Below are 18,566 nucleotides of genomic sequence, written 5' to 3'. Positions count from 1 at the left end.
GCGGTGACGAGGGGAGTATGTGCGGGGTGGTGTGGGGTGGGGATGAGAAAAGTGGGGTGACGGGGTTAGTGTGTTGAGCGGGCTTGCGGATTTGTTTTGTGGGGTGGGTGGTTGTGCCCGTCAGGTGGGGTGGTGGTATGGGGAGGGTTCGATGGCAATGTCGCTGATGTCAGTGCCGAGCCATACCCCCCTCTGTCCTGCCGGACATCTCCCCCACAAGGGGGGAGATCGACTCGTGGCTTGCTCTTAGCCAAACAATGAGAGTGGAGCGAGCGGCAGCGTCCAGCCAATCTCCCCACCTGTGGGGGAGATGCCCGGCAGGGCAGAGGGGGGTATCACACGGTAAAACCTCACCTACCGACACACCAAAACCCCCACACCACCCCAAAGCTCGCCCTCACGGCCCCGAAAAACGCGCCTCGGCAAGATCAGCCTCACGCACCAGCTTCTTCATCAGCTCTTCCGAGAGCTTGCGGTTCCTGGCCAGCCGGAAGAACTCGGCGCGTTCGGCCTTGACGCCGGCCAGCCGGAGCTTGCGTTCGATCTCTTCGCTGCGGCGGGCGAGCATGGCGTCGTCGCCGGTCTTGGAGCGGCCGGCGATGCGCTGGCGGTAGATGTCCATCAGGCGGGCGCCGGCGTCGGCGTAGAGGTCGGCGTCGGCGCGGCCTTCGCCCATGTCGTGCTGCAGCTGCTCGATCGCCTTGATGGCGGCCTCGGCGCCGCGGATGCGGGCCTCGTCTTCCTCGCGCTGGTGGGAGGGTTCTGCCGGCACATGAAGGTTCTTCAAGAGGAACGGCAGGCCGATGCTGGCGGCCAAGAGCGAGACGATGATGACTCCGGCGGCGAGGAAGATCGCGAGGTCGCGGCCCGGGAAGGGGGAGCCATCGCCCATGGTCAGCGGCAATGTCAGAACGCCGGCAAGCGTGATGGCGCCGCGGGCGCCGGCAAGCGAGGTGGCAGCCACAAGGCGCCAGCTCGGGCGGGTGAAGTCCAGGCCGTTTCGGGCAGCGCGATAGAGCGTGAAGCGCAGCGATACCCAGACCCAGGAGAAGCGCAGCACCCCCAGCGCCACGTTGATCGCGACGATATAGACGATGAGCCACAGCGGGTCGTAATGCCCGGTTTCGCGCACGATATTGATGGCGCTGGAGGCGATCTGCGGCAGCTGCTCTCCGAGAAGCACGAAGATGACGCCGTTCATGGCGAACTGGACCGTATCCCAGACGGCGGTGCGGCGCACGCGGGTGACGGCGGATGCGCGGCCGCTCTGCTCGCCGAAGCTCATGGTGATGCCGGCCGCGACCGCCGCCAGGATGCCGGAGCATTCCAGGTGTTCGGCGATCAGATAGGCGGCAAACGGCAGAAGCAGGCTGATGAGGATCTGCGAACCGGTCTCCTCGCCAAGCCGGCGGGTGAGGAAACGCTGCAGCTGCATGACCGCCCAGGTGACGCCGATGCCGATCACAATGCCGCCGATCGCCACCCAGAAGAAGGTGCCGACCGCATCCGTGAGCGAGAATGTGCCGGTGAGGGCGGCTGCGACCGCAAAGCGCATGCAGACGAGGCCGGACGCATCGTTGAGCAGCGATTCCCCCTCGAGAATGTGCATCAGACGGTTGGGGATCGGTACGCGGGCGGCAATCGCGGAGACGGCGATCGGATCCGTCGGCGAGACGACTGCCGCAAGCGCGAAGGCGACCGCGAGCGGCATGGAGGGGATGAGGAGGTGAACGAGGAGACCGACGCCGAGCACGGTGAAGATGACGAGGCCGAGCGCCAGCTCGAGGATGACGGTCTTGTCGCGCAGCAGGCCTTCCTTGGGGATGCGCCAGCCATCGAGAAACAGCAGCGGCGGCAGGAAGAGCATGAAGAAGAGGTCGGGATCGAGGCTGACGCCGAGATCGGCCACCGAGGCGATGACGGCGCCGAGCGCGATCTGCACGAGAGGCGGCGGGACCGGGATCGGGGAGAGCCTGGTGAGTGTTCCGCTAACGACCACTGCAAACAGCAGGATCAACGAAACGCTGATGCTTTCCATGAAATGCCATGTCCTTCGTTCTTACCGTCGAAGTTCGGTTTTGCGGGTTTTTGGCTGTCGTTGCAACGGTCGTGGACCCTGTTTCGGGCCACCTGCGACATTGCGCCATCGGCGCGTGCGCTGCGGTCAAGTCCTTGATGACGATGGATCCGTTTGCCCATACACGGCGGGCGGTATCGAAAGGACAGGCTGTTTCGGCTCCCCCGGCGGAGCCGTGTTGCACGCCAATCAGGCGGTCTTACGAGTCAGGCAGTCTGGTCAATCACGCGGTCTGGGTCGTGTCGGTATCGGAGGCGAGTGAGGCGCCGTAGGTGGTCTGGTAGGCGCGGATCGCGGTCTGCATGTCGGTGAGGACCTGCGTGACGGCGGTGTTGTCGCCGGCGCCGGCACTTTCGGCGATCTTCGACGGATCGGCGGAGAGAACTTCGCTGGTCGTGAGCTTGCCGTCGTTGTTGCTGTCCATCAGCGCCAGAATGCCCTTCGGGCTGTTGCCGGAGAGGCTGCCGTCGTCGCTGGACCCATCGTCGCTTTCGCTCGACTGCTGCAGCTGCAGCATCAAGGAGAGGATATCGGCTGCGATCTTCTGGGTAACGCTGGCGCTGTCGGCGGTGCTATTTGCCGTCGAGGCCTTGGTCGTCGCTGTCGCGGTCGTGCTGCTGGTGTTGGCTGCGGCCAGCTCGTCGGCGGAGATGATGCCGTCGCCGTTCTTGTCGAGGCTGGAAATATACTGGGCGCTGTTGCCGCCCAGGGAGGAAACACTGGTCACTTGAATCTCCTTTGCGAGTCCATCGTGAAAGCCGTCCTTCATGGACGAACAGGGACGGGCTAAGGTGATTTGCCGGTGACGTCAAAAGGGGAATGTTGTGATGAATTTCAGCCGATTGACCGAGGTCGACGGGTGGGATTAAGATTTCGTTTACGCTATGTGTGGGCGATTCGGGGTGGCAACCGGCAGCCGATTGTTTTCACAGCGAAAACCCCATTCGTGACGTCATCCTCGGCCAAGGTGCCGAGGATCTGAGCACGTCGCCGAGAGTTTAACGGTGCGGCTGTGGCTGGACGGCGGCAAGCACCCGCAGCGCTGTCTTTCCTCGCGTCCATTCCCGTCGAGCAAGTGGGATGCTTGGTAGATACCCGGGACGAGCCCGAGTATGACGCGGAGAGTGGAGTGACGGTGCACCCATACATCGGGTGTCAGCCACCAACCATTTGTTTCCGCAGCGAAAACCACATTCGCGACGTCATCCTCGGCCAAGGTGCCGAGGATCTAAGCACGCCGCCGAGAGTACGACGGTACGGCTCTGGGTGGACGGCTGCGAGCACCCGCAGCGCTGTCTTTCTTCTTGTCCATTCCCGTCGAGCAAGTGGAATGCTTAGCAGATACTCGGGACGAGCCCGAGTATGACGCCGAGAGTGGGGCGGCCGCTCGCGACGCACTGGATAGTGGTTGCCACCAACCGCTTGTTTCCGCAGCGAAAAACCCACCCGCGACGTCATCCTCGGCCAAGGTGCCGAGGATCTAAGCACGTCACCGAGAGTGCAACGGTGCGGCTTTGACTTGGTGCCTGCGAACACCCGCAGCGCCGCCTTACCCCGTGTCCATCCCCGTCGGCATCGTGCCGCGCCTTAATCCCCGTGCGTCTCGTGGAAATCGGCCTGGCCGCGCTTCCAGTAGCCGGCGGCCTTGATCCAGGGTTTGGGGTGCCCGCGCTCCTCGACCATGACGACACGCAGGCGCTTGGCGAGCACGGTTTCGCAGGCGATCCAGACATAGCCGTCGCCTTCAGGCAACATGATATCGCGCAGCACCTGTTCGAGATCGTCCGTGGTGCCCGCCGGCTGCGCGCCGCGGTGCAGCCAAGTGACGGAGAGGTCGGCCTTGCTGGCGAAGGGCTGCTCTTCCTCGGGACCGGCGACTTCGGCGATGACGATCGCCTTGGCGCCTTCCGGCAGTTCCTCAAGGCGGCGGCCGATGGCGGGGAGCGCGGTTTCGTCGCCGACCAGCAGGTACCAGTCGAAATCGGTGGAGACGACGAAGGAGCCGCGTGGGCCGCCGAGGCCGAGCCTGTCGCCGGGCTTGGCGTTGAGCGCCCATTCGGTGGCGGGGCCTGCCTCGTGCAGCGCGAAGTCGATGTCGAGTTCACCCGCCACGGGATCATAACGGCGGGGCGTGTAGTCGCGCAGCGACGGGCGGTTTTCCGGGTCGATCAGCAGCTTGCCCTCGGGGCCCATTTCCGGAAAAGCCGGCTCCTCGCCGGGGCGGGGCACGAGGATCTTGACGTGGTCGTCATGGCCGAGGCTGACGAAGCCTTCGAGATCAGCACCCTCGAGCGTGACGCGCAGCATTTGCGGGGTGACATATTGGACGCGGCGGACGGTGAGCACGCGGCGCTTCAGTTCATGGCGGACGCGTTCGATCAGGTGGCGTTTTTCGGTGGGGGATGGCGTGGTATTGGCCGTCATCTTTGGTTCCTTCTTCAGAACCGGGACGCTCAGGACGCAGGCACGCCGCGCCGCTCGCACCCCGGCTTCGGGTTCGATCAGCGCGTTGGTTGACGTTAACGCTTACGTGCGGCGCCGCTTCTCAAGAAGCGGATGCGGCAGATGTGTTTCTTACCTAGCGGGGGCCGAGAAGGCTGGCAAGATTAAAACATGATTTTTAAGTGAAGCTTTTGTAATCTTCGGCCGCTCTTGCCGTTTCGCGCGATTTCTGCCTTGCTTCGATCAGCCGTTCAACCGAAAGCCAGAGCCATGCCCGAGCCGGATCCGGAAGAAAAGATCGACGCCACCTTCCGCAACGGCTCGCTGACCGCCGCCGGCATCATCCTCGGCTTCTGCCTCACCTTCATCAGCCGCTGGGTCTCCAACCCGAACGACTGGAGCCCCATCGACATCCTGCCGATGCTGCTGCTTGTCGTCGGCATCGCGCTTCAGGTGAAAGTCTTCGCCGATCTCTTGGCGCGGGATTCGCTGATCGCCGCCAAATACGACCGTTCGCGACGGCTGTTTCTGATCGGGCTTACGATCGTGGCGGCGGGGATCGGGCTGGCGCTGCTCAACGATATATTGGGACTGGGGTCGATGCCGATCTTGGGGTGAGGGGTGTAAATGCATTATCCAGGTTGAATTAATCCAAGATACACCCTTGCTTCTGTGATTGGTACCGATCACTTTATTGGCATTTGGCGAGGGTCTTTTATGCGGCTGCTTATTACGGATGTAACGGAAATGAGTACGGGCAATTTTTGTGTTGCCGGCTGGGATGTAAATCAATTGCGGATGGTGCGACCACTACCAGGTGGTAGAAACTGGACAGCAGCTTTGCTCGCACAATATGCGGTCGTACCCGGTGCTCTCATCGAGTTTAGCCCGACGGGAGTGGCGCACAACAGCTCTTATCCGCATTTAACCGAAGACACGCAGGTCGATATTATGGCGACCATCACTCTCAACGCGCCCGCTGCAAATTGGTTTGGACAAAATGCACCACCGGCAAGCGCCTCAGTTGCAGCTGTGTTTTACGACAACGTAATGTGCAATTCCATATGGAACGGAAGGCATCAAGGTGCATACGTTCCAATCGGAGCGCCCATCGGTTCTCTCGGCACCGTAGTGTTGCCTCGGTCAAACATCTCCTTTGAGGAGGCGTTCGGCAAATTGAAGGCGGTGGTCAATGATGGGAATGTAGAGTATGTCCTCGCTGTCAGTAGCGTGGTATTAAAAACTGCTTGGCGACAGGGTGGGTTGCTAGCCGTTTCAAATGCTTTACCGGCTTCGCCGTTCGTCCACGTCCGTTTAGGTCTGGCGCGCGCATTCGACCAGCCACTGCACAAGTGCTATCTGATGGTGAACGGAATTCATGGATAGATGATGTCTGGCGATAACAGAACAATATGGACGGTAGGTCACTCCACTCACGATTATGAGCGATTTTTTGGGCTGCTCAGAAGCGCACAAATCACTGCGGTTGCCGACGTTCGTTCCGTTCCGCATTCGCGACATTTCAGCCAATTCAATAGAGATACATTAAAAGATCAGCTGCGGATGGATGGTATCGCCTACTCTTTCCTGGGAGAGGAGCTAGGGGGGCGGCCAAAAAGCAGCGCGTATTATTGCGACGGCATCGCCGATTACGAGAAAATGGCTCTATCAAAAGATTTCAGTGCTGGCATTGAGCGAGTAATAGAGGGAGCGGGCCGTTACCGCATCGCGTTGATGTGTTCCGAGCACGATCCTTTGGACTGCCATCGCTGCCTGTTGGTTGGCCGCAGCCTTGCTGAGCGTAGCCACAATGTCGAACACATCCTTTCGGACGGAAACATCGTCTCACATAAACATATCGAGGATCAACTGCTGGATATGGCTGGTTCACGTGATGGCGATCTGTTTCTTCGCCCGGTCGATCGTCTCACTGCAGCATATAGAAAGCGTGCGTTGAAAGTTGCCTATACGGATGTTTCGGCGCGATCGTACGGACAGACAGCCTGAGATGAGCATTTCCGTATCAACCATCGGATTCACAAAGACTTCGGCCGAGAGCTTTTTTGGACGATTAGCTGAAAGCGGAGCCAAAAAGGTCTTGGACGTTCGTCTTCACAACACCTCACAGCTCGCCGGTTTTGCGAAAGCGGACGATCTCGCCTACTTCCTGCGTAAGATAGCTGGAATTGAATATGCGCATCAGCCTCTCCTTGCGCCTACTGACGAGATGCTGAAGGCCTTCAAAAAAGACAAAGGCGATTGGTGCGTTTATGAACGCCGTTTTATGGATCTGATGTCATTGAGGAAAATAGAACAGCGTCTGAAACCGGAGATGTTTCGAAACGTTTGTCTCTTGTGCTCCGAAGACAAGCCACATCAATGCCATCGGCGGCTCGTCTGCGATTATCTCAATAGTCATTGGGATGCAAAGCTCAAGGTTCGTCACCTCTAGAAAGACGCGTGAACCTGATCACCTTCTCTGACTGACTTTTGTACATTTGGAAGTGAGCGGGCTCGCACCCGCTCACCCTATTCATTCAGCTGATCACGTCCCGACGATCTTGTTGCAAGCGAGCGCGATCGCCGGGTTGCCGACGATGGCCAGTGCAAGGGACATTGCGATCAGGGATAGCGAGTAGCGTTTCATGGCATCCTCCTATTTAGGCCCGTGATTATGGTGCGGGCGCGGGGAGTATGCGGGAGGTGGGCGTATATGCGAAGTCACGAAAGGGTGACGGCGGCTTTGGGCCGCCGCGTGTTCTCTAGCCGACCGCCTCGACGAACCCGTCCAGCACCCGCTTCTCGCCGGCCTTGTCGAAGTCGATCGTCAGCTTGTTGCCCTCGATCATCTTGATGTTGCCGTTGCCGAACTTCATGTGGAAGACGCGGTCGCCGATGGTGAATTTCGAAGGTTGGGTGGCTGTCGACTTGGCGACGAGTTCGCCGTCGATGGTGCGGGTCTTCGGGCCGCTTTCGCCGTAGCCGATGCGCTCGACCGAATGGCCGGAGCGGGAGCCCCAGTTGTCGCGGGTGGCGTCGTTGCGGTTTTGCTGGGCGCGTTTCCAGCCGGGGGTGGAGTAGCTGTTGGCGAAGGGCTCGGCCTTGTCGAAGCGCGACTGGCCGTAGCCGCCGCGGCCGTAACCGCCATAGCTCTGCTCGACTTCGGCGACCTCGACATGGGTATCGGGCAGTTCGTCGAGGAAGCGTGAGGGGATGGTCGATTGCCACAGGCCGTGGATGCGGCGGTTGGAGACGAACCAGATGTGGCAGCGGCGCTTGGCGCGGGTCAGCCCCACATAGGCCAGTCGGCGCTCTTCCTCCAGCCCGGCGCGGCCGGTTTCGTCGAGCGAGCGCTGGTGCGGGAAGAGGCCTTCTTCCCAGCCCGGCAGGAAGACGGTCTCGAATTCGAGGCCCTTGGCCGAGTGCAGCGTCATGATCGAGACGGCGTCGAGATTCTCGTTCTGCTCGGCGTCCATGACCAGCGAGACATGCTCGAGGAACCCGCGCATGGACTCGAAGCTCTCCATCGAGCGGATGAGTTCCTTCAGGTTGTCGAGGCGGGCGGGGGCGTCGGCGGTCTTGTCGGCCTTCCACATGTCGGTATAGCCGGACTCTTCGAGGATCTGCTCGGCGAGCTCGGTATGTGATGTGTTTTCAAGCCTTTCCTGCCATCTGCGGAAAGATTGAATCACATCGAACAGCGCCTTGCGGGCCTTCGGCTTCAGTTCGTCCGTCTCGATCATGTCGGCGGCTGCCGCCAGCATCGGGATGTCACGGGCGCGGGCATAATCGTGCAGCGCGCGCACGGTGGTGTCGCCCAGGCCGCGCTTGGGGGTGTTGATGATGCGCTCGAAGGCGAGATCGTCGGCCGGCTGGGCGACGAGGCGGAAATAGGCCATGGCATCGCGGATTTCGAGGCGCTCGTAGAAGCGCGGGCCGCCGATGACGCGGTAGTTGAGGCCGAGGGTGACGAAGCGATCTTCGAACTCGCGCATCTGGAAGGAGGCGCGCACGAGGATCGCTATATCGTTCAGCTTGTGCTGGTTGCGCTGCAGCTGTTCGATCTCGTCGCCGATGGCGCGGGCTTCCTCCTCCGAATCCCAGGAAGCGTGGACCTGCACCTTGATATCATCGGGGTCGCGGCGGTCGGTGAACAGCGTCTTGCCGAGGCGGCCTTCATTATGGGTGATCAGGTGCGCGGCAGCGCCCAGAATATGGGCGGTCGAGCGGTAGTTGCGCTCGAGCTTGATCACCTTGGCGCCGGGGAAATCCTTTTCGAAGCGCAAGATGTTGTCCACTTCGGCGCCGCGCCAGCCGTAGATCGACTGGTCGTCGTCGCCGACGCAGCAGACATTCTGCGGCTCGCCCTTGGGGCGCTGGGCGAGCAGGCGCAGCCACATGTACTGCGCGGTGTTGGTGTCCTGATACTCGTCGACCAGGATATAGCGGAAACGCTGATGGTATTCCTTGAGCAGATCCGGGGTCTTCCTGAAGATCGCGATCGGATGCATCAGGAGGTCGCCGAAATCGCAGGCGTTCAGCGTCGAGAGGCGCTGCTGGTAAGCGAAGTAGAGTTCGCGACCCTTGCCGTTGGCGAAGGCGCGCGCGTCGCCCTCGGGGATGTCGGCGGGGCCCAGCCCCTTGTTCTTCCAGGTGTCGATCATCCCGGCGAACTGCTTGGCCGGCCAACGCTTGTCGTCTAGGCCTTCGGCCTGGATCAGCTGCTTGACGAGGCGCACGACGTCGTCGGTGTCGAGAATGGTGAAATCGGAGCGCAGGTTGACGAGCTCGGCGTGGCGGCGGAGCAGCTTGACGCCGATCGAGTGGAAGGTGCCGAGCCATGGCATGCCCTCGACCGCGCCGCCGACCAGATGCGCGATACGCTCCTTCATCTCGCGGGCGGCCTTGTTGGTGAAGGTGACTGCCAGGATCTGCGAGGGGAAGGCGCGGTTGGTGTTCAGGATATGGGCGATGCGGGTGGTCAGCACGCGCGTCTTGCCGGTGCCGGCGCCGGCGAGCACGAGGACCGGGCCTTCAAGCGTTTCGACTGCCTCGGTCTGCTCGGGATTGAGGCCATCCAGATAATCCGGCCGCTCTCGAGCGCCGCCACGGGCGGCCATGGCGCGGGCGGCGAGACCTCCCGAGGCCGGGGCCGAAACGGGCGCTCCTCGTGCGGGAGCTGCGGGGGCCTGCTGCTTGCGCGGCGCTTCGCCCGGCTCCTCGTCGAAGAAGGGCATATCGTCGAAACTGTTGCTCATGCCGCGTAATGTAGTGATTCGGATCGGAAAGACCAGAAAAGATGTTCTGCTTTCATTCCCGGTCCACGGGATGTTTGTCGTTGTGGGGTGGTGACGACGAGGAGCGGGTGATACGCGGGTTGCGCCTCGCGTCCATTCACGTCGAGCAAGCGGGACCGTGGTTAGATCCTCGGGACGAGCCCGAGGATGACGGTTGAGGGTGGGGATGGCGTTGGTAAGCTATTGATGTGGAAGCGCTTTCTCCTTTCTCTGCGTCATCCTCGGCCTTGTGCCGAGGATCTAAGCACGTCTCCGCGAGTTCAACGGTGCGGATGAGCGTCAACGCTTCAAAGGCAATGGCGCGGTGCGGCGCCAAGTGTCCATTCACGTCGAGCAAAACGAGGGCTTGGCAGATCCTCGGGACGAGCCCGAGGATGACGGTGGAGCATGGGGTGGCGCTTCGTAACCAATTGAAGTGGAAGCGCTTTCCTCTCGCTCGGCGTCATCCTCGGCCTTGTGCCGAGGATCTAAGCACGTTTCCGCGAGTTCAGCGGTGCGGATGAACCTCAAGCGTCCAACACCCGAGGGCGCGGCGGGCCGATCACCCCTTGATGAACGCCAACACGTCCGCGTTGAAGCGTTCAGGCTCGACCTGGGCGAGGCCGTGGCTGGAGCCTTCGTAGACCTTGAGCACGGCGCCCTTTACGATCTTCGAGGACTTCAGGGCGGCAGCGACGATGGGGACGATCTGGTCGTCGTTGCCGTGGATGAAGAGGGTCGGCTTGTCGATCTTGCGGAGGTCGTCGGTGTAGTCGACCTCGGAGAATTCGTGGATGCAGTCGTATTCGCCCTTGATGCCGCCGGCCATGCCCATCAGCCAGAAGGTCTCGCGCAGGCCTTCGTTGACCTTGGCGCCGTCGCGGTTGAAGCCGTAGAAGGGCATGGAGAGGTCGCGGAAGAATTGCGAGCGGTCGAGCGCGGTGCCCTTGCGGATGCCGTCGAAGACGTTGAGCGGCAGGCCCTCGGGGTTGGCGTCGGTTTTCAGCATCAGCGGCGGAACGGCGCCGACCAGCACCACCTTGGCGACGCGCTTGGTGCCGTGGCGGCCGAGATAGTGGGCGACTTCGCCGCCGCCGGTGGAGTGGCCGATCATGATCAGGTTCTTGAGGTCGAGATGCTCGATCAGTTCGGCAAGATCGTCGGCGTACTGGTCCATATTGTTGCCGTCCCAGGTCTGGGAGGACTTGCCGTGGCTGCGCCGGTCATGGGCGATGACGCGGTAGCCGTTCTGGCCGAAATAGAGCATCTGCGCTTCCCAGGCGTCGCCCGAGAGAGGCCAGCCATGCGAGAAGAGGATCGGCTGGCCGGTGCCCCAATCCTTGTAGAAAATCTTCGTTCCGTCCTTGGTGGTGATCTTCGGCATGCTCGTCATCCTCTTTGCGTTCGCGTTTGAATGAATGGAGCGGCGGGCGCGCTTGCGGCCCATTGCGCGACGGCAGAGAACATCGGAATGATCAGAAACGAAAGCACTATTTGCCGGTCCGGCGGACATTTGCTCCTGTGGGTCTAGTCTTTTGCGAAGACGGCAACGTCAGGGTGAGATGACTGACATTCGCCGGTCACCAACAGTTGACATTACAATGCTGTAATGGGCGGCCAATTTGCTTGCCGCTGACCTGCAATCGGACAATAATTCCGGCGTTGCGCGGCGATTTGCCACGTATGCGCCTCTTTCGATCGACCCTGGACAACCTCGAGTCCCTCTGGAGACGTGAATGTCATTTTGGAAGCAGTTTGCGATCTGTCTTGTCGTTATCGCCGCTGGCGTTACCGGATGGGCTGTCTTTGTGCCTGGCGCGCGCGATACGCTGCGCAATGCCGGCGTTCCCGAAGCACTTGTCGGTAAGGCGATCGATCCTGACAATGCAGGCCGCGCGGCGGCGCCTACAGCTGGCGGCGAGCAGGCTGGCAACCGTCGCCAGGGCGGCGGCAATGGCGGCGGTGGCGGTCGCAACGGCGCTGTGCTTGTCGTCACGCAGGCCGTGGTTCCTGGCGTGGTCAACGACCGGCTGGGTGCGATCGGCACGGGGGATGCGATCCGCTCGGTGGTGGTGACGCCGCAGGCAAGCGGTCTCATCCGCGAGATCCTCGTCAAGTCCGGCGACCGGGTCAAGCAGGGGCAGATCATCGCCAAGCTCGACAGCGAGGAGCAGGTGATCGTCAAGGGGCAGGCGGAAGTCGCGCTGAAGTCGGCGGTCGAGAAGTCCAGCCTCTACAACAATATCAAGTCCAGCGTGTCGCGCATGGACGTGTTCGATCAGGAGATCGCCGAGCAGAACGCGCGGCTGCAATTGCAGGCAGCGCAGCTGAGCCTCGACCGTCGCAACATCCTGGCGCCGATCGACGGTATCGTCGGCATCATGCCAATCAATATCGGCGACAACGTCTCGACGACGACGCCGATCGTAACGCTCGATGATCGCACCGAAATCCTCGTCGACTACTGGGTGCCGGAGCGTTTCGCCAATACGGTCAAGGTCGGCCAGGCGGTCGAGGCGACGTCGGTGGCGCGGCCGGGGCAGGTGTTTTCGGGCGCCGTCGAGGCGATCGACAACCGCGTCGATCCGGCGAGCCGTACGCTCCGGATGCGGGCGCGGATCAACAATGCGGCCGATGAGCTGAGGGCAGGGATGTCGTTCAGCGTCGGCATGCGGTTCGATGGCGACCAGTATCCGGCAGTCGATCCGCAATCGGTGCAGTGGGATTCGCAAGGGTCCTTCGTGTGGCGCGTGGCCGAGCAGAAGTCGCACAAGGTGCGCGTCAGCATCGTCCAGCGCAATCCCGACTATGTGCTGGTCAAGGGCAACCTCGATAATGGCGACCTGATCGTCACGCAGGGGCTGCAGCGCGTGCGCGAGGGCGGGCCGGTGCGCTCCGAAGGGGGCGAACTTGCCGCCAAGGAGCCCGTCACCTGATGAGCGACAGCGGCACCCACAACAACACGCCATCGGGCAAGCAGACGTTCACGGCGCTCTTCGTGCGCCGGCCAATCCTGGCCCTGGTGTTCAACACGCTGATGATCGTTGCGGGTCTCGCCGCCTATGTCGGCATCGAGGTGCGCGAACTGCCTGACGTCGACCGGCCGGTCGTGACCGTGCGCACCACCTTCGACGGCGCGTCGCCGCAGACGATCGACCAGGAGGTGACCAAGGTCATCGAGGGCGCATCGGCGCGCGTCAGCGGGCTGAAGTCGATCTCGTCGAGCTCGCAATTCGGCCAGAGCCGGGTGACGCTGGAGTTTTCCGATACTGTGGACCTCGCGGTCGCCGCCAACGACGTGCGCGATGCGATCGGACGGATCACCGACCGGTTGCCTGACGACGCCGACGCGCCGCAGATCGTCAAGGCGGATTCGGATTCGCAGCCGATCATGCGTCTCGCCGTCACCTCCACCAAGCTCAACATGGACGACCTGACGCTGCTCGTCGACAATGAGGTGATCGACCGGCTGGCCTCCGTCGACGGTGTCGCCGATGTCGAGAGCTACGGCGACCAGGAGAAGGTGTTTCGGGTCGATGTCGATCAGTCGGAGCTCGCGAGCCGCGGGCTGACGATCGGCGATCTCACCAATGCGCTGTCAAATGCAGCACTCGACGTGCCGGCCGGTTCGCTGAAGAGCCCGACGCAGAATATCGTGGTGCGCGCCACCGCCAGCCTGCAGAAGCCCGAGGATTTTGCCAACGTCATGTTGCTCGACCGCGTGCGTCTCGGCGATGTGGCGACGGTAACGCTCGGGCCGCGCGACGGGCAGACGGCGCTGCGCTCGAACGGGGTGCCGGGCATCGGCCTCGGCGTCATCCGCCAGGCGCAGTCCAATACGCTGAATATTTCCAACGGCATCAAGGCCGCGGTCGAGCAGCTGTCGACGACGTTGCCCGAGGGTACCAAGATCGCCATCACCAGCGATGACGCGGTGTTCATCCAGGGCGCCATCCACGAAGTGGTGCTGGCGCTGGTGCTGGCCGCCGTCATCGTTACCGCCGTCATCTATCTCTTCCTGCGCGACTGGCGGGCGACGATCATTCCGGCGGTGAGCATGCCGGTGGCGCTGATCGGCACGCTGGCCGCGATCTACATGGTCGGCTTCTCGATCAATATCCTGACGTTGCTGGCGATCGTGCTCGCGACCGGTCTGGTGGTCGACGACGCCATCGTGGTGCTCGAAAACATCGTGCGCCGGCGCGCGCAAGGCATGGGGCCGCGCGCGGCCGCCGTGCTTGGCACACGCGAGGTGTTCTTCGCTGTTATCGCCACGACGGCGACGCTGGCAGCCGTGTTCATTCCGCTGTCGTTCCTGCCGGGGCAGGTGGGCGGCCTGTTCCGTGAGTTCGGCTTCGTGCTCGCATTCTCCGTCGGCCTGTCGTCGCTGGTGGCGCTGACGCTTTGCCCGATGATGGCGTCGCGCATGCTGACCCGGGAGATGAAAGAGGATCACGGGATGCTCGGCCGCTTCGGCGACCGGTTTTCCAGCGCCTATGAGTGGTGCCTGCAACGCTGCCTGAATGCGCCTTTCGTCGTCATCGTGTTCTCGGTGATCTTCGCCGGTGCCGCCGTCCTTGCCTTCACCGGTGTGAAGAGCGAGCTGACGCCCAACGAGGACCGGGCGATGGTGATGATGCGGCTGACGACGCCGCAGGGATCGAGCCTCGAATATACGCGCGACAAGCTGCAGCTGGTCGAGGAATATCTGCAGCCGCTGGTCGATAGCGGCGACATCCGCAACGTCTTTTCCATCTCCGGCCAGAACGGGCAGGCCAATAGCGGCTTCATGGTGCTGACGCTGGCACCCTGGGGCGAGCGCGAGCGCACGCAGGGCGAGATTGTCGCGGATATCAATCGCGCCGCGCTGAAGGTGCCGGCGCTGCGCGGCAATGCCATCCAGTCCAACAGCCTGCGCATTCGCGGCGCCGGCAACGGGTTGCAGATGGCGCTGATCGGCAGCGATTACGATGCGCTCACGCAATCGGCGCTGAAGCTGGTGCAGGCGCTCGACGCGACCGGCCGCTACGACACGCCGCGCCTCGCCAACGAGCCGACGCAGGCGCAGGTGTCGATTTCGATCGATCGCGAGCGGGCGTCGGATCTCGGCATCAACATCACCGGCCTGTCGACCGCCATCCAGTCGCTGCTGGAAGGGCGCTCGGTGGTCGACGTGTTCGTCAAGGGCGATGCCTATCCGGTGCTTCTGACCTCGAACACGCGGCCGCTCGACGATCCGACAGATCTTGAGAACGTCTTCCTGAAAACCGGCGACGGCAAGATCGTGCCGATGTCGGTTATCGCCTCGCTGCAAGAAGGCGCCGTGGCGCCGCAGCTCAATCGCGAACAGCAGCTGGCGTCGGTGGCGATCACGGCGGGCCTCAAGGATGGCGTGTCACTTGGCGATGCGGTGAAAGAGGCCGTGACGCTGGCCGCGCCGCTACTTCCCTCGGGTGCGCGGTTGATGCCGCTTGCGGAGGCGGCGACGCTGGAAGAAAACGCCAACGGCATGGCGCTGACCTTCGGTTTCGCGATCATCATCATCTTCCTGGTGCTGGCGGCGCAGTTCGAGAGCATGCTCTCGTCCGTCATCATCATGTCGACGGTGCCGCTGGGGCTTGCCTGCGCGGTCTTCGCGCTTGTGATCACCGGTTCTAGCCTCAACATCTACAGCCAGATCGGCCTAGTGCTGCTTGTCGGCGTCATGGCCAAGAACGGCATCCTGATCGTCGAGTTCGCCAACCAGCTGCGCGATGAGGGCGAGGATGTCAGGGCGTCGATCGAGAAGGCCTGCGCGCTGCGGCTGCGTCCCGTGATGATGACGATGATCGCCACCATCCTCGGCGGCGTGCCGCTGGTGTTCGCGCATGGCGCGGGTGCGGAGGCGCGCGTGGCGCTCGGATGGGTGATCGTCGGCGGACTTGGCTTCGCGACGCTGGTGACGCTGTTCATCACGCCCGTCGCCTATCTGTTGATCGCCCGCTTCGCCAAGCCGCATGCGCATGAAGAGGCACGGTTGCATCAGGAGATGGAACATGCCGAGCGGCCGAAAATCGTCGCCGCGCCGGATCAGCTCGAAGCCGCCGAGTAACGAACGCCGCCCTACAATCGTGCCTTCGCGGCGGTTGCGGGCGGCGTTTTCGTATAGTTTCCGAATGGTTGCATAACAGGCTAAATTAATTGCGACTTTTAGCTGTTTTTTAAGCATAGTCCGTAATCATTGGCATCGATACCGATGGTCTTCCAGCGTTTCGGGAGGCTGCACGGCGCCGCTGTTTGGCGCCCCCGGACATGAGTGTTCGCGGCACCGGTTCATTTGTACCTGTTGCGTATTGTTGTGTTCGGAGTTCAGTATCCGTGAGTATTTATCGGCGCACTTCGGTGGATGCCGCGCTTTATGTATTGCGCGACATCGGGAATAAACTGACGACGACCCAGAGGCAGGTCTCGACCGGCCTCCGGGTCGAACGCGCCTCTGATAACGGCGCCTATTGGGCAATCAGCTCGACATTGAAAAGCGACCAGAGAGCGCAGTCGGCGGTGCGCGACGCGCTGGGGCTGGCGGCCGCGACGATGGACACGGCCTATACCGCCGTCGGCGAATCGACCGATCTCGTCAGTCAGATCAAGGCCAAGCTCGTGGCCGCGACCGAGGATGGCGTCGACAAGGACAAGATCAATCTCGATATCACCCACCTGAAGCAACAGCTGCGGGCCGTCTCCGGTGCCGCCAGCTTCAACAACGACAATTGGGTGGCGATCGACGATGCCGACGATCCGGCGAGACCGCGCGAGATCCCGGCGTCTTTCACAAGGCATCCCGACGGAAGCGTCGAAATCGGAACGTTGAGCTACGAGGTCGATATCGCGCCGGTGGGGTCGACGACATCCAAGGACGCTCGCTACCTGATCGACGATCGGACAACGGGATCAGGTGAATACGGCGCGTTGACCTCGCAATATTTCGCGACGGAGCTTGGCGCCTCGCAGAACTATGTGATGCTTGCCAGCGCCGGCAATACGGCAGGGCAGGTCGAGATCGGGGTGTCGTCGAGCACCACCACCGCGGAGGTGAAGGAGATGGTCTCCGTCGTCGACAAGATGCTCGGGCAGATGACGACGATCGGCTCGTCCTTCGGCGCGCTGGAAAAGCGCATCAGCCTGCAGAGCGATTTCGCGCAGACCCTGGGCGATGCCTTCGCGCGCGGTATGAGCAGATTGATCGATGCCGACATGGAGGAGCAATCGAGCCGGCTCGCGGCACTGCAGACGCAGGAGCAACTGGGCCTGCAATCGCTCAACATCGCGAATGCCACCTACGATACGGTACGTCAGTTGTTCCAGAACTTCTGACGTGTCACCGTTTGTAGCGGCCGCCATTGGCGACCGGCGTCGCCGACGCCGGTGACTTTTTCGGGAGTTCTGGCTCTAAGGCTGTGCAATCCATCGATTTTCCAGTATTCAGGGCACGCGCTTCATCTTCTTGCCGCATTCCTTAATACTGCTCGCATCACCATCGAATTGGAGATACGCCTGTCCATGATCAAGAAATTCATCCTTCTCGCCGTTGCCGCGACCTACCTCAGCGCCTGCACGACGACGGATCCGTATACGGGCCAGCAGAAGATGTCGAACACATCGGGCGGCGCGCTGCTCGGCGCCGGTGTCGGCGCATTGGCGGGTCTGGCCGTGGGCGGTTCGCCGGTTGGTCGGCGTAACGCGGCGCTGATCGGCGCCGGTGTCGGCGCTCTCGCCGGCGGCGCGATCGGCAACTACATGGACCAGCAGGAATCGGAACTGCGCGCGCAGCTGCAGGGCACCGGCATCTCCGTTACCCGCAACGGCGACAACATCATCCTGAACATGCCGTCGAACATCACCTTCGATGTCGACCAGGACGCCGTGAAGCCGGGCTTCTACCCGACGCTGAACTCGGTGGCGATCGTGCTGCGCAAGTTCAACCGCACGCTGATCGACGTCAACGGCCACACCGATTCGACCGGCAGCCTGCAGCACAACCAGGATCTGTCGCAGCGCCGCGCCGAGTCTGTCGCAGGCTATCTCGGCGGCCAGGGCATTGACCAGCGCCGCATGTCGGCCGTCGGCTTCGGCCCGTCGCAGCCGGTTGCCTCCAACGCCTCGGAAGCCGGACGCTCGCAGAACCGTCGCGTCGAAATCCAGATCGCGCCGATCACCCAGAGCTGATCGGGCTCGATCGAGAGTTAAAACGGCCGGGCTCGATGCCCGGCCGTTTTGCGTTAGAGTAGTTTGAATTACGCAATTCCGGACGGAAAACCGCTTCACACTTTTCCTGGCATTGCTTCAAGGGTGCATGACAGCGCCCTTGGTGATCTTGTCGACGATCTTCTTGTCGGCGCGGATCGCGATGCCGACGACCTTGGCGTCATCGGGCGCGTATTTTTCGAAGACGGCGCGGTTGGCGGCGTCGTGGCCGGTCGCAAACATCTCCTCGATGAAGAGTGACGCGGTGATGCCGCGCTCCAGCGTGCGGCGATGGATGGTGGACATGGTCTCCTCGGGCGCTGCAAGCACGATGATCGGCTGGATCGAGAGCGGGTTGTAGAGATTGCCCGAGCGGTCCTTGTAGGCGTCGCCGATGATCTCCGGGTTCTGGCCGGTGATCCCGCTCATCAGGAAGGCGGTGACATTCAGCGTCTGCCAGGATGGAAGATTGTTTCGCAGCACGATCGCAATTTTGGTATCAAACATTCCAGTCTCTTTTCATGCGGGTTTCGACGTCGGTTGGATGA

At 62.1% G+C, this 18,566-nt stretch carries 14 protein-coding genes; 8 read left to right on the top strand and 6 right to left on the bottom strand.

Annotated elements, in window-relative coordinates; genetic code table 11:
* Positions 1 to 397 precede the first annotated feature (397 nt).
* The 3 genes from ACVTFQ_RS10560 to ACVTFQ_RS10550 form a co-directional block, all read right to left on the bottom strand.
* Positions 398 to 2,038 carry a Na+/H+ antiporter gene (locus ACVTFQ_RS10560; protein WP_047505762.1) on the bottom strand — a complete coding sequence of 547 codons (1,641 nt, stop codon included), beginning with the start codon at positions 2,036 to 2,038 and terminating at the stop codon, positions 398 to 400.
* 262 nt (positions 2,039 to 2,300) lie between these two features.
* A complete protein-coding gene (locus tag ACVTFQ_RS10555) occupies positions 2,301 to 2,804 on the bottom strand; it encodes a hypothetical protein (protein WP_111562254.1) in 504 nt (167 codons plus the stop codon).
* Between the two features lie 860 nt (positions 2,805 to 3,664).
* On the bottom strand, positions 3,665 to 4,501 hold the full coding sequence (locus ACVTFQ_RS10550) for a siderophore-interacting protein (protein ID WP_111562090.1): 837 nt from the start codon (positions 4,499 to 4,501) through the stop codon (positions 3,665 to 3,667).
* 288 nt (positions 4,502 to 4,789) lie between these two features.
* Here ACVTFQ_RS10550 and ACVTFQ_RS10545 point away from each other — a divergent pair, with 288 nt between their 5' ends.
* The 4 genes from ACVTFQ_RS10545 (at position 4,790) to ACVTFQ_RS10530 (ending at position 6,971) form a co-directional block, all read left to right on the top strand.
* Complete coding sequence (locus ACVTFQ_RS10545; protein WP_111562089.1) at positions 4,790 to 5,137, top strand: hypothetical protein; 348 nt, start codon at positions 4,790 to 4,792, stop codon at positions 5,135 to 5,137.
* Between the two features lie 99 nt (positions 5,138 to 5,236).
* Positions 5,237 to 5,905: a hypothetical protein gene (locus ACVTFQ_RS10540; protein ID WP_162724736.1), complete on the top strand. Its 669-nt coding sequence runs from the start codon at positions 5,237 to 5,239 to the stop codon at positions 5,903 to 5,905.
* 3 nt (positions 5,906 to 5,908) lie between these two features.
* Positions 5,909 to 6,526: a DUF488 domain-containing protein gene (locus tag ACVTFQ_RS10535; RefSeq protein WP_210208043.1), complete on the top strand. Its 618-nt coding sequence runs from the start codon at positions 5,909 to 5,911 to the stop codon at positions 6,524 to 6,526.
* Between the two features lies 1 nt (position 6,527).
* Complete coding sequence (locus ACVTFQ_RS10530) at positions 6,528 to 6,971, top strand: DUF488 domain-containing protein (protein ID WP_111562087.1); 444 nt, start codon at positions 6,528 to 6,530, stop codon at positions 6,969 to 6,971.
* Between the two features lie 310 nt (positions 6,972 to 7,281).
* On the opposite strand, the gene ACVTFQ_RS10525 is transcribed toward ACVTFQ_RS10530, so the two are convergent.
* Both ACVTFQ_RS10525 and ACVTFQ_RS10520 read right to left on the bottom strand, forming a co-directional pair.
* Positions 7,282 to 9,777 (bottom strand): ATP-dependent helicase, encoded by a 2,496-nt coding sequence (locus ACVTFQ_RS10525; protein ID WP_111562086.1) that lies wholly within the window; start codon positions 9,775 to 9,777, stop codon positions 7,282 to 7,284.
* Between the two features lie 580 nt (positions 9,778 to 10,357).
* Positions 10,358 to 11,179: an alpha/beta fold hydrolase gene (locus ACVTFQ_RS10520; protein WP_111562253.1), complete on the bottom strand. Its 822-nt coding sequence runs from the start codon at positions 11,177 to 11,179 to the stop codon at positions 10,358 to 10,360.
* Between the two features lie 352 nt (positions 11,180 to 11,531).
* Between ACVTFQ_RS10520 and ACVTFQ_RS10515 the strand changes: the two genes are divergently transcribed.
* The 4 genes from ACVTFQ_RS10515 (at position 11,532) to ACVTFQ_RS10500 (ending at position 18,000) form a co-directional block, all read left to right on the top strand.
* Entirely contained in the window at positions 11,532 to 12,731 is a 1,200-nt protein-coding gene (locus ACVTFQ_RS10515) for an efflux RND transporter periplasmic adaptor subunit (protein WP_111562085.1), read from the top strand.
* A complete protein-coding gene (locus ACVTFQ_RS10510; RefSeq protein WP_111562084.1) occupies positions 12,731 to 15,886 on the top strand; it encodes an efflux RND transporter permease subunit in 3,156 nt (1,051 codons plus the stop codon). The genes ACVTFQ_RS10515 and ACVTFQ_RS10510 overlap by 1 nt, the downstream gene beginning before the upstream one ends.
* Before the next feature lie 266 nt (positions 15,887 to 16,152).
* The gene (locus ACVTFQ_RS10505) at positions 16,153 to 17,148 is read left to right on the top strand and encodes a flagellin N-terminal helical domain-containing protein (protein WP_111562083.1); all 996 of its coding nucleotides are present in this window, start codon (positions 16,153 to 16,155) and stop codon (positions 17,146 to 17,148) included.
* 186 nt (positions 17,149 to 17,334) lie between these two features.
* Positions 17,335 to 18,000 (top strand): YiaD family glycine zipper/OmpA-like lipoprotein, encoded by a 666-nt coding sequence (locus ACVTFQ_RS10500; protein ID WP_111562082.1) that lies wholly within the window; start codon positions 17,335 to 17,337, stop codon positions 17,998 to 18,000.
* Positions 18,001 to 18,117: 117 nt separating this feature from the next.
* On the opposite strand, the gene ACVTFQ_RS10495 is transcribed toward ACVTFQ_RS10500, so the two are convergent.
* Complete coding sequence (locus ACVTFQ_RS10495; RefSeq protein WP_111562081.1) at positions 18,118 to 18,525, bottom strand: DUF2000 family protein; 408 nt, start codon at positions 18,523 to 18,525, stop codon at positions 18,118 to 18,120.
* Positions 18,526 to 18,566: the final 41 nt, after the last annotated feature.

This window comes from Rhizobium sp. O111, from assembly GCF_055616315.1.
The sequence above is the reverse complement of the archived record's forward strand: the minus strand, read 5'-3'. Positions and strand labels throughout refer to the sequence as shown.